Origin of the sequence: Thalassospira lucentensis, from assembly GCF_050516545.1 — a bacterium.
In the GTDB taxonomy this organism is placed as follows: Bacteria; Pseudomonadota; Alphaproteobacteria; order Rhodospirillales; family Thalassospiraceae; genus Thalassospira; species Thalassospira lucentensis_C.
Map to the genome: position 1 here is coordinate 4,134,717 of NZ_CP191544.1, position 11,727 is coordinate 4,146,443.

At 53.4% G+C, this 11,727-nt stretch carries 11 protein-coding genes and 1 tRNA gene; 8 read left to right on the forward strand and 4 right to left on the reverse strand.

All coding sequences use genetic code 11. From position 1 onward, the window contains the following. Position 1: 1 nt before the first annotated feature. Positions 2 to 934, reverse strand: a complete 933-nt coding sequence (locus ACQ0MK_RS18970) for a DMT family transporter (protein WP_430473934.1) — start codon at positions 932 to 934, stop codon at positions 2 to 4. An 80-nt stretch (positions 935 to 1,014) separates the two neighbouring features. Here ACQ0MK_RS18970 and ACQ0MK_RS18975 point away from each other — a divergent pair, with 80 nt between their 5' ends. Then, positions 1,015 to 1,509, forward strand: a complete 495-nt coding sequence (locus ACQ0MK_RS18975) for a MarR family winged helix-turn-helix transcriptional regulator (RefSeq protein WP_430473935.1) — start codon at positions 1,015 to 1,017, stop codon at positions 1,507 to 1,509. 55 nt (positions 1,510 to 1,564) lie between these two features. On the opposite strand, the gene ACQ0MK_RS18980 is transcribed toward ACQ0MK_RS18975, so the two are convergent. Further along, positions 1,565 to 2,143, reverse strand: coding sequence for a TetR/AcrR family transcriptional regulator (locus tag ACQ0MK_RS18980; RefSeq protein ID WP_430473936.1), 579 nt, complete (start codon positions 2,141 to 2,143; stop codon positions 1,565 to 1,567). Between the two features lie 100 nt (positions 2,144 to 2,243). On the opposite strand from ACQ0MK_RS18980, the gene ACQ0MK_RS18985 reads away from it, so the two are divergent. Beyond that, on the forward strand, positions 2,244 to 3,455 hold the full coding sequence (locus ACQ0MK_RS18985; RefSeq protein WP_430473937.1) for a multidrug effflux MFS transporter: 1,212 nt from the start codon (positions 2,244 to 2,246) through the stop codon (positions 3,453 to 3,455). Positions 3,456 to 3,937: 482 nt separating this feature from the next. Beyond that, positions 3,938 to 4,471, forward strand: a complete 534-nt coding sequence (locus ACQ0MK_RS18990) for a hypothetical protein (protein WP_430473938.1) — start codon at positions 3,938 to 3,940, stop codon at positions 4,469 to 4,471. Positions 4,472 to 4,629: 158 nt separating this feature from the next. Here ACQ0MK_RS18990 and ACQ0MK_RS18995 read toward each other — a convergent pair. Further along, positions 4,630 to 4,719 (reverse strand) — tRNA-Ser (locus ACQ0MK_RS18995). Between the two features lie 383 nt (positions 4,720 to 5,102). On the opposite strand from ACQ0MK_RS18995, the gene ACQ0MK_RS19000 reads away from it, so the two are divergent. The 3 genes from ACQ0MK_RS19000 to ACQ0MK_RS19010 all read left to right on the forward strand — a co-directional run bounded on the left by ACQ0MK_RS19000 (position 5,103) and on the right by ACQ0MK_RS19010 (position 7,876). Further along, entirely contained in the window at positions 5,103 to 5,375 is a 273-nt protein-coding gene (locus tag ACQ0MK_RS19000) for a hypothetical protein (protein WP_430473939.1), read from the forward strand. A gap of 153 nt (positions 5,376 to 5,528) precedes the next feature. Then, positions 5,529 to 6,521, forward strand: a complete 993-nt coding sequence (locus ACQ0MK_RS19005) for an NADPH:quinone oxidoreductase family protein (protein WP_430473940.1) — start codon at positions 5,529 to 5,531, stop codon at positions 6,519 to 6,521. Positions 6,522 to 6,598: 77 nt separating this feature from the next. Continuing rightward, complete coding sequence (locus ACQ0MK_RS19010; RefSeq protein ID WP_430473941.1) at positions 6,599 to 7,876, forward strand: class I SAM-dependent methyltransferase; 1,278 nt, start codon at positions 6,599 to 6,601, stop codon at positions 7,874 to 7,876. Between the two features lie 357 nt (positions 7,877 to 8,233). Here the strand turns inward: ACQ0MK_RS19010 and ACQ0MK_RS19015 are convergent, their stop codons facing one another. Further along, positions 8,234 to 8,443 carry a DUF1127 domain-containing protein gene (locus ACQ0MK_RS19015; protein WP_350040877.1) on the reverse strand — a complete coding sequence of 70 codons (210 nt, stop codon included), beginning with the start codon at positions 8,441 to 8,443 and terminating at the stop codon, positions 8,234 to 8,236. 166 nt (positions 8,444 to 8,609) lie between these two features. On the opposite strand from ACQ0MK_RS19015, the gene ACQ0MK_RS19020 reads away from it, so the two are divergent. Together ACQ0MK_RS19020 and ACQ0MK_RS19025 are read left to right on the forward strand one after the other, a co-directional pair. Then, positions 8,610 to 9,530, forward strand: a complete 921-nt coding sequence (locus tag ACQ0MK_RS19020; RefSeq protein ID WP_430473942.1) for a LysR substrate-binding domain-containing protein — start codon at positions 8,610 to 8,612, stop codon at positions 9,528 to 9,530. Positions 9,531 to 9,732: 202 nt separating this feature from the next. Beyond that, positions 9,733 to 11,724, forward strand: a complete 1,992-nt coding sequence (locus tag ACQ0MK_RS19025) for an extracellular solute-binding protein (protein WP_430473943.1) — start codon at positions 9,733 to 9,735, stop codon at positions 11,722 to 11,724. Positions 11,725 to 11,727 lie beyond the last annotated feature (3 nt).

Genomic DNA, 11,727 nt, shown 5'->3' on the forward strand with positions numbered 1-11,727 from the left:
TTCAATTCGGTTTGATGGCGTTATGAAGCGGGGCGGGGGTTTCGGTGTTGATGTCGGTATCGGTGTAGGTGTCGTGTGTTGGGGCTTTTGGCCGCGATGCCCGTTGTCCGACCCAGATGCTGAGCAACACAACGCCAACCCCGGTGATTTGAAGGGCGGATAAGTGTTGATCCAAAAACACCCAGCCCAGCAAAACCGCACTGGTCGGGCTGAGAAAACCAAAGCCCGTCACTGTTGTCGGACCCAGCCGCGCAATCCCGCGAAACCACAGGTAATAGGTCAGCGCCGCCCCGATCAGACCCAACCAGACAAGCCCGGCAAGATTGGTGGCGGTCGGCATCGGAAAGCCCGGCTCAAGGATCAGGGCAACCGGGATCAACAACACTCCGCCCGCGGTTAATTGCCAGGCGGTAAAGGTCAGCGGTGATACAGGTGGTTGCCATTTGCGGGTTAAAACAACCCCCAATGCCATCGAAAGCGCACCAATCAGCGCGGCAATAATGCCAATCGGATCAAGGACCGCACCGGGATCAAGCACAAGCATCCCGACCCCGATCAGACCGGAAATCGCCGCACCCACACCCAGAATGTTCAAGCTGTTGCCGAGCGCAAACCGCGCAAGGAACAAAACAAAAAGCGGCTGCACAGCGCTGAGCGTTGCCGCAACCCCGCCCGGCAGGCGATAGGCGGCCAGAAACATCATTGACCAGAAAACCGCAAAATTAAGCGCGCCAAGAATGAAAACCCGGCCGCGCCATCCGGCTTGCGGTAACTGGCGGACAATCAGCAACAGGATCAATCCGGCCGGCAGGGCGCGCAGCAGCGACACTGTCAACGGATAGCCATGGGGCAAAAGTTCTGTCGCAACGATATAGCTGCTGCCCCAGATCACGGGGGCAAGGGCGGTAAGCATTAAATCGGTTGTTCGGTTCATGGGGCTTCTCCATTTATCTTGACGTCAAGATATATTCTGAAATCTTGACGTCAAGATAAATTTTTGGCATCCCTTCATTCATGGACCAGGTAGATCGTATTTTAGCGCAATGGCATCAGGAACGCCCCGACCTTGATGTCGCGCCCATGGGCATGTTCGGCCGCTTTGGCCGATTGCGCTCCATTCTCTCGGCAGAACTCGACAAAGTCTTTGCCGCCCATGGCCTCAATGGGGCCAGCTTTGATGTCCTGGCAACCCTGCGCCGTTCCGGCCCGCCCTATGCGCTCAGCCCGTCAAGCCTGATCGAATGGACCATGGTGACATCCGGCACAATGACCAACCGGCTGGATAAACTTGAACAGGCAGGCCTGATTTCGCGCGAAAAGAACCCGGAAGACGGCCGCGGCTTCGTCATTGCCCTGACCGAAAAGGGACACGATTTGATCGATGCTGCCGTCACCGACCATGTCGCCAACCAACACCGCCTGACCAACGCGTTAAATGCAGATGAACAGGCCCAGCTTGATGGCTTGTTGCGCAAATGGCTAAGCTCCATCCAAGATGGAGCTGATTAAAGGCCCCTTTGGGCTTGGGTGGTTTCAAAACGCCTTCATCTTGAGGGGGAAAGCCTCAGACCCTGAAAACGTCATCTGCAATGGCATCGGCAAACGAACCGTCAATCGATTGGCCGTTCAATAGCCGATACCAGAATGCGCCATGGATAAAGGATGACAGAAGGTCGACATCGCGCGATGCATGCAGGTCGCCCCGTTCTTGAGCATCTTTTAGCAGCGCGGTGACCAGATCGGCACGCGGTGAAACAAACCGTGCCCAAAAAATATCCCGAAAATCGCCATCCATTTGTGCCGCAGCAATCAGGCTTCGAAGGCAGTCACCTTCGCTATCAAGATGGTCGAACACTTCGTGCAAAAACCGCGCAAGTAAGTCCCGGCGCGGGATGCCACTGCCCAGATCAGGGGCAGAAACTTGTGCGCCAGCCAGCTCAAAGAATGCTTCAAGAACCAGTTCCGCCTTGGAAGCCCATCGATTGTAAAGCGTCTGTCGTGAAACGCCTGCTGCCTTGATGATGTCTGAAATGCTGACATTGGCATAGCCCTGTGCCCGGACCAGGGCTATGGCCTGATCCTTGATCTCTTTACTGGCGGCTTCGTTTTTGGGGCGGCCAATTGCGGCCTTTTTTTCCGACATTTCAAACTCGCATAACGCAATTGACACACGGCTCTTGATTAATGGACTGTAGTCTATTAAGTAAACAACATTCATATCGCCATTGTCAAAGGCCTGTTTCATGACCGCTCTCTCTTCAAGGAGCCTCGGCTCATCCCTTATTATCTGTGTGTTGGCCTTGTTGTCCATTTTTCCGCCGCTTGCGACAGATATGTATCTGTCAGCAATTGGGCAATTGGCTGTCGCACTTGATGCGTCCCATGCCGCAACAGAGCTGTCTTTATCCTTGTTCTTTTTGGGTTTATGCGTTGGTCAATTGCTGATCGGGCCGTTGATTGATGCCTATGGCCGTAAACTTCCGCTTTTGCTGGGGACCGGTCTTTTTGTTCTGACATCCATCGGGCTGTTGCTGGTGCGCGATGTGCACGTTTTCAATGCATTGCGGTTTCTTCAGGCCATCGGAGCCTGTGCTGGCATGGTGGTTGGTCGTGTGATTGTCATGGATCTCTATGAGGGCCGCAAAGCCGCCAAGGTGCTGACCATTCTTGTCATGCTGATGACATTGGGGCCGATCCTTGCGCCGTTTCTCGGCAGCCTTTTACTAGGCGCCTTTGGCTGGGAATCGATCTTTGGCGTTTTGGTCTTAATCGGGGTTCTAGCCTTTGTTCTGGTCGCGGCAATCATTCCTGAAACCTTGCCTGTATCAGAACGCCGCAACGGCACCGTCAGCTCGGCCTTTGGTCATCTTTTCCTGTTGGCCCGGCGGCGGCGCTTTATTCTTCCGGCACTTGCCACAAGCTTTGTACAAGCACCGATGTTTGCCTTCATCACCGCGTCATCCGGGGTGTTTCAGGGAGTTTATGGCTTATCAAGCATGGCTTATGGCGTGGTCTTTGGCCTGATCGCAACGGCATTGATCGTTTTTGGTCAGATCAATACCTGGCTTTTGAACCGCTATTCCCCGACCCAGATTGCCAGCGGGGCGTTGCCACCTTTTCTGTTGATGGCCATTGTGCTTCTGGTGAATTCCAACGCAACCTCGATCTGGCTGGTGGCCATTCCGTTGTGGGTGTCATTGGGGATGGTTGGCTTGCTCACAGCAAATATGATGAGCATCGCCATGGAAGGCAGCAAGGACGCCGCAGGACTTGGATCAGCCGCGATTGGGGCGCTTCAGTTCGGGGTTGCCTTTACAGCATCAAGTTTGGTTGCCATAGCCGGAACAGATTCCGCAACACCAATGGCACTTGCCATTCTGATAAGTGCCTTGATTGGCAGCGCCATTTGGTTTGGCATGCGCAAACTTGCCCCTGCGGACGCAACAGCTCAGTAAAAACGCAATCAGATGTTTAGCAAAAGGGGATTATCTCCTTTTTGCTTGTCCTTGAAAAAGAATTAGTCTGTTTTGATGCACCTTTTACGCGATATGGTGTTGGAGGTGCTGATAGGGGAACCAATAATCATTTTGCCCACCATTTTTCGGACGCATTAAAAAGGGGGAGAAATGTATAAGATCATTTCTAAAGGGGACTGTCCCCTTTTGCTTGACGCTGACAGAGCTTGTTCGGCATTGCAAATAGCTGTTCACGCCCGGATGAACGAAATAGTTCTTTTCGTTGATGTGTAGTTGCTTCAAACGTTTTAAGTGATCGAAGTTTTCGAGGTCCGAGAAATGTTTGGTAAAAAAGTCAAGTTTAGTAAAATTCGAAATCACTTGCGAAGCTGGGCGCTCGTTTATTTGACCATTTTCGTCGCGGTGTGTGTGGTTGTTATCGGTGTATGGGGCCGTTCTATAGTCAGTGGTTGTGCTTCGGAGTGCGTTCCCTCGAATGGGAGGCGCTTTCTGCTGGTCTTTTTGGGCTTGCTGGCGGTGTGTCCGTCGTAGCTGTTTCGCGTATCCAAATAAGAGAAGGACGGAGGGCATTTGCAGAGAGCCAGCTGATCGATGTTGATGCGTTGATCCGCCAATATGAGATTGATATTCCCAGAGTACGGTCGTTGGTTATGGCCGCTATCTGGAATGTGCGCCCAGATGATCCGAGGGGAGCAGCTGCTGCAAACAACTATTTGGGGATGGTTGGGGCAGTTATGCCAAGTTACAAGTTGCTCAAAATAGTCTCTAATCAGTATCGCTTGCCCGAGAGCCTTCGGATAATGGCGGGAGCTGTAGCGGGAGCTGCCAAAACTATTCAAGGGATTAAGTTCGGGATATTGACGCCAAATATACACAGCGTTGCAGTTGAGAACACGCGGCAGCTTCTGCGAATTCTCATCCAAGAGATGGAGCAAGGCTTGGAAAACCTCAAGGTTGAGCGTGACGAGCATTTGCGTTTGCTCGTTGAGAGGTAATGCCTTTGCTCTGCCTGCTGGTAGGTTGAATAGCCCCACAAGCGAGGATGTCCAGTCATCTTTTCCATAGCTCCACTGTAACAGTCCAATGGAACAACGGGAATATAAAGCTCAGTCGTGACGGCGCTTTAGGGGATTTCTGGGGTTTTCAAGGATTGTGGCAGAGAGGAGGGGATTCGAACCCCTGAGGGGCTTGCACCCCAACACGCTTTCCAGGCGTGCGCCTTAAACCACTCGGCCACCTCTCCACATGCGATCTATATATATATCGCGAAAGCGGGCGGACATTAGCCGACAGGCCCGCACTTGACAAGGGCCAATCACCCTCTTTTTGCACTTTCGTGAAATTGCCGCAAAATCCGTCGGAAAACGGGTGGAAGGCGCACGATATCACCCGCTGTAACCGTTGGGAATGCGGGCTTTGGCGCGATCTTTACTTCTTATTGATCTCTGCGCCGTAAGGTTTCACGTAAGAGTTTAGGGCTGGTACGGTATTACGCGGCGGTGTTTCACAGCACTTTACGCAAATGAGACAGACCGTTAGGGTGCTTTCAGGATTTGCTAATAAACCACCCTTACAGGTAGTGCGGAGACGATGATGTGGGTTTTAAGGGCGTTGGGATGGATCTTGTTGTTTGCCAGCATTGCGGTGCTGGTGGATGATTCCATTACGGCGCTTCAGGCAGGTAATTTTCGTCTGGCCGCCGCCGGAGAACTTTGGTATCGCCTTGATGCCGGAAGCCTGAACCTGTTGCAATCTGCCGTTCAACGCTACATTTCGGTCTGGGCCTGGGACACGCTGTTTGTGCCCATCCTGTTGGCACCAGCCGTCGTGGTTTTGTTTGTGCCTTCTGTTGTCTTGTTGTTGCTGACCCGCAAACGCAAACGTCAGCGCATTTTCTGATCCTCCGGTTTTCCCCCATCTATGGTTCCATCTGATTGGGCATTAAATACAACATGCTTTAGCCCAATGTCGGCTTGTCTGGCCCATGATCACGCGGCACACTCGCGCATATAGATGACGCCTATTGATCAAGATCCCAAGCAGGAAACCGGCATGAAATCATGGATTTGCCCGTCATTTGGCGAAACGCCCACCCTGACCGACTGGCCCGATCCTGTGGCAGGCCCGGGCGAGGTCGTGATTGATGTTGCGGCCTGCGGGGTCAATTTCGCCGATACCCTGATCCTTCAGGGGAAATATCAAAAACGTCCCAAAGGGGCCTTTGCCCCGGGCTTTGAAGTCAGCGGCATTGTGCAGTCGGTGGGCGACGGGGTTGATAATATTGCGGTTGGTGATCGGGTGATGGCGATGCCCGATTGGGGCGGATATGCCACCCGGGTTGTCGCTGATGCGTCACTTGTCATCCCGCTTCCGGGTGCGGTTGATTTTGAAAGTGCGGCAGCCTTTCAGATTGCCTATGGAACAAGCTGGTTTGGCTTGAAATATCGCGCCAATGTCCAGCCGGGCGATGTGGTTTTAATCCATGGGGCAGCGGGCGGTGTTGGCTTAACAGCGGTGGAATGCGCCAAGCTTTTGGGGGCAACCGTGATCGCCACGGCGGGCGGGGCGGAAAAATGTCAGATCGCCCGTGATCACGGTGCCGATCACGTTATTGATTATAAATCCGAAAATATCCGCGATGGCGTGCGCGAGATTACCGCAACGCTTGGAAAGCCTGCGGGGGTGGATGTGGTGTATGATCCGGTCGGTGGGGATATTTTTGATCAAAGCCTGCGCTGTGTTGCGCCGGGGGCCCGGATGTTGTTGATCGGGTTTGCCAGCGGCACCGTGCCGCAAATCCCCGCCAACATCTTGCTGGTCAAGAATGTCACGGCAATCGGGTTCTATTTCGGGGCCTATCTTGAACAAAACCCGACGATCGCCCGGCAAGGCATGGCCGATATTCTCGGCCTGCTGCGGGAGGGTAAAATTCGCCCGATGATATCGGCAAAATACCCTTTGGCAGATGCCATGGATGCGCTCGGCGCGATCCGGGATCGGAGTGCGACGGGGAAACTTATAATTGATTGTCGTCATATATCGTGAACTGGCGGATTTTATTAATGAATTGCTTGGTATAGACTGCTGACGTCCCAACCAAAAATCTGCTGGAATCCGCGCGAATGTCCGACGACAAAAATCAGCCTGATACTGTGCAATCGTCAAACAAGACGCGCGATCAGTATGAAACATATCCCTATCCGGCGCGAAACCCGGAGGATGAGGATAAAAGACTGATAAGCGGATCCCCCGGCAACTGGGAAGAAGTCGTTCACTATGTCTTTGGCGGGCGCGATCCATCGGCAAAGACCAAAAGTGGTAAGATTAAAATTCTTGTCGCAGGCGGCGGAACCGGCGATGCGCTGGTGATGTTGGCCCAGCAGGCCCGCGACCGCAAAGCCAAGGCCGAGATCGTCTATATCGATCTGTCCGAAAGCTCCCGCGCGATTGCCGAAGCCCGGATCAAGCGCCGCAATCTTGAAAAGAACGTCACATTCGTCACCGGGTCTTTTGTTGATCTGGCCAAGGATTATGGCCCGTTTGACTATATTGATTGCTGTGGGGTGCTTCATCATCTGCCCGACCCGAACGAAGGTCTGCGGACACTGGCCGACTCCCTGAAGCCCAGTGGTGGCATGGGGATTATGGTGTATGGCGAGCTTGGCCGCCAGGGCGTCTATCATATGCAGGAAATGATGGACCGGCTTAATGCCGAAGCCGGTGGCGCAAGGCGCCTGAATTTCGGCAAGGCGCTGTTTAATTCGCTGCCCGGAACCAACTGGCTGAAACGCAACCCGTTCGTCGGCGATCATATTCACGGCGGTGATGCCGGGTTTTATGATTTGCTTTTGCATCAGCAAGACCGCGCTTACCGCGTTGATGAAGTCTTTGATTTTGTGCATCAGGCGGGCTTGCGCCTGCAAAGCTTTATCGAACCGATGCGCTATGATCCGACAACCTATTGTTCGCGCCATGATGTTCTGGAAAAGGCCGTCCATGTGCCGTTCCGCGAACGGGCCGCCCTTGCCGAACTGATGGCGGGCAACATCACCAAGCACACATTTTATGTCGTGAAGGCCAAGAACAAGACCAAACCACCGGTCCCGGCCGAAGACGCAATTCCGTTCTTCACCCGGGTGGATGGTGCGGCCTTGGCCCGCTCCGTTGCCAAAACCGGCAATATCAAAATCACCTTTACCGGCCTGTCGGTGACCCGGACCATGCCATCGGCATCACCTGCGATCCTGTCACGGATCGATGGCAAACGGTCAATCCGCCAGATTTACGAACTGTTTCAGCCAATGCCGGAAAAGTTCGAGTTCAATGCGCAATTCGCCGTGATGTATTCGGTTTTGAATGCCGCAAACCTGATGTATCTGCGGTTCCCCGACAAAAAGTAATCTGGCGCGATATGCGGGCTTTGCCGATCCGCGCTGTTGTGGAATGGGTTTGGGGAAGTTGGGCAGGTTCGGGCGGATTCATAAGATACCCGATAAAAGAAATGCCGGTCACGAGGGGCGTGACCGGCATTTATATACGCATGTGCCAACGGGGGGATGTCGGGACATGCGTTCAGGGAGGAATGAACGTTTCCAGGCCTTATTTCAGGCGGAGGCCTTTCCAGGCATCCATAAGGGCTTCAACCAAAACCTGTAGCGGGAAGGTGATTGCGCCCTGCAGCGGGGAGACATTGTTCTGCATGACTTTATACTCGGTTATGCGCAAAAGCGCGGTTTTAGGCTAGCTTCGGCTCAGACTTAGGCTTTCCAGAATGGTTTGGCCGCTTCGCGTTTGGCGTCGTAAACATTCCAGCCAATATCGCGCAGCATGCGGCTATCCATCTGGGCCAGTTTCTGGCGCAGGCCGTGGCGTTTGAGCCATGCACGTGGCAAATCCATCAGATTGATGGTGTTGTCATTGCGCGCAGGGGTGACAAATACGCCAGCTTCTTTGGTGATCGCGACCATGATTTTATTCCTTTAATCTAAGGCCTGCTCTCAAAAGTCAGCGGCCCGGCATCCTTGATGCATGTGTGTCTAATTTTGCTAAACCCTGAGTTACGCTTAAAAACACTTGCGCTCAAACCATCTTTTGTCATCATTGCATGAGTTTTTATCATGCAAAGTAAATCCGATGAAACGCCGTCCATTGCCCTTAAACGCGCTTCGTGCCTTTGAAGTTGCCGGTCGACTTGAAAGTTTTACCAAAGCGTCACATGAGCTTAACGTGACCCAAGGCGCGGTAAGCCGACAGGTGCAGCACCTTGAAGACGTTCTGGGGCGAAAGCTTTTTGAACGGCGGCACAGAAGCCTTGTTCTGACCCGTGCCGGGCGCAACCTTCTGGTGTCACTGACCCCGGCCTTTGATGCGATTGAAAATGCGGTGGCCAAGGTCGAAGACCGCGCAGATGACACGCAATTGTCCGTATCGGCCCCGCTGACCTTTTCCATGCGCTGGATCGTGCCGCGTCTGGGCCGGTTTCAGATGGAATATCCCGATCTTCAGGTGCAGCTTGGCACATATAATGATGATTCGGCTGCGGTTGATTTCAACGAAATCGACATTGCCATTCGTTTTGCCGACACCCAGGAAGAACAACTGGTCCATGAATTCCTGACCGGCGAGCGGCTTTTGCCGGTCTGTCATCCGGATCTGGCGAAAAAGCTTAAAACTCCCGAAGATTTGGCCGGTGTGACGCTTTTGCATTGTTCGGCCCAACGCGAAGACTGGCGCATCTGGCTTGACGGTACCGGGATCAAAGGCGTCGATGGGCAGCGCGGACCGGTCTTTGCCACACTTGATATGGCGATGGAGGCTGCGGCAAGCGGTTTTGGCGTGGTGATTTCCGATCCGGCGATGATTGGCGAATATGTCGTCAGCAACCGTTTGACCGTGCCGTTCGATTTGCCCGTCGACAGCCCCTATGCCTATTCGCTGTGCTATCCAAAAGGCCGGTTGGAACGCCGCAAAGTGCGCGCTTTTCGCAACTGGCTGATGGGGGAAATCAAAATTGAAACCGAACGTCGTAAACTAACCGGGCCTGCATCTACGTAAAAAGATCAAATCACAAGATGATGCCTTGAAATTGAACCATTTAACTCGCCATTATGGTCGCGTTGCTTAACGTGCTGCTTAACCTTACGTCTGGAATGACGCACGATGATGGTGATGATGCAAACAATGTCCGGGTTGGATATGGCATATCCGCGACCAAACGGACATGCCGACGCATATCAGGGGAAAGACAATTAGTCAGATGATCGCGAACGCAGTTTCGAAACTGCCGTCCGGGCAGGGTTCAATGATCGCAAAGCCTGTTGGTAAGCGAGACGTGAAACGGTTTTGGGCAACCAGATGTTTGGCCTCGGCCATGCTGATCATGGCAGGTCTCGGGATGATTGCCCCGATGCCAACGGCCCATGCGCAAGAGGCCGATAAACCAACCATCACCCCGGCCCCGACCGTGTCGGTGGATGAGCTGGAACTGGACCCGATCACGACCAAATCGCACGGCATTTCGCTGTATGGCGATTTGAAATATGGCCCGAATTTCCATCATTTTGACTATGTAAATCCCGATGCGCCCAAGGGTGGGACATTGGTGCAATCATCCATCGTTGCGTTTGATACGCTTAATCCCTTCACCCTTAAGGGAACAGCAGCGGCAGGCCTTGGCCTGATCTATGACAGCCTGATGGTACCCAGTGCCGATGAACCCTATGCGATGTATGGATTGATCGCGCACAGCATCGAAGTTCCCAATGACCGGTCTTTTGCCATCTTCCATCTGGATCCACGCGCACGTTTTCAGGACGGATCAGAAATCACTGCCGATGATGTGGTGTTTTCCTATGAAGTGCTTGTCGAAAAAGGAAGCCCGGTCTACCGGCAATATTTCTCCCAGATCGAAGGGGCCGAGGCGCTTGACGATCTCACTGTGAAATTCACCTTCAAGCCGGGCAATAACCGCGAAACCCCCATGACCGCCGCAGGCATTTCGGTCATGCCGCGCAAGTTCTGGGAAGGAAAAGACTTCTCGAAAACCACCTTTGAAATTCCGGTCGGCAGCGGCGCCTATAAAGTCGCCAGCATCGAAGCAGGCCGCCGGATTTCCTATGAACGGGTCAAGGATTACTGGGCGGCCGATTTCCCGGTTAATCGCGGTCAGAACAATTTCAATATGATCCGCTATGACACCTATCTTGATCCCGAAGTACAACGTCAGGCGTTTCTGGGTGGCGAATATATGATCCGCTCGGAACATTCATCGCGGGACTGGAATACTGCCTACAATACGCCGGCGGTTGAACGCGGTGACATTCAAAAGGAATTCATGCCCGATAACCTGCCAACCGGCATGCAGGCCTATGTATTGAATGCGCGTAATCCACTGTTTGCGGATCGTCGCGTGCGCCGTGCGCTGCAATATGGTCTGGATTTCCAATGGCTGAACCGTGCGATGTTCTATGGGGCCTATAAACGCACCGACAGTTTCTTTGCCAATTCGGAATTGGCTTCATCTGGCATCCCGACGGGCGATGAATTGGCGTTGCTTGAACCATACCGTGATCAATTGCCGCCGGAACTGTTTACCCAACCTTATAAATTGCCGAACTTTGACGCGCCCAACGGGCGGCGCGAAGCCTTGCGTGAATCCATGACGCTTCTGAACGAAGCAGGATGGGAAGTACGCGACAAGGTTCTGGTCAATAAGGAAACCGGGCAACCTTTCCGGTTTGAGCTGATCATTCGCCAGCCGGGTCTGGAAAAAATCGCCCTTGTGGTCAAATCGCGGCTCAAACAGTTGGGTGTCGAAATGGATATCCGCCTGATCGATACCGGCCAGTGGGTGAACCGTATTCAGGCCTTTGATTTCGAAGTCACCACCCATTGGTGGACGCAGGCCCTGACGCCGGGCAATGAACAACGCATTTTCTGGAGTTCAGAAGCCGCCGATCAGCCAGGCAGCCGCAACTTTGCCGGGATCAAGGATCCGGTGGTTGATGCCATGATCGAAAATGTCGCGAGTGCGGATAGCTGGGACGAACTGGTTAATGCCACCCGTGCGATGGACCGTGTGTTGTTGTGGGGCGATTATGTCATCCCGCAATGGTATCTGGGCGGGGATCGCATGGTGTGGTGGAATATCTTTGGCCGACCGGACACTGTTCCGCTTAAGGGGATGTCGATCATGCGTTGGTGGATTGATCCGGACAAATCGGCAAAACTCAAGATGGGGGGGAACTAGGCC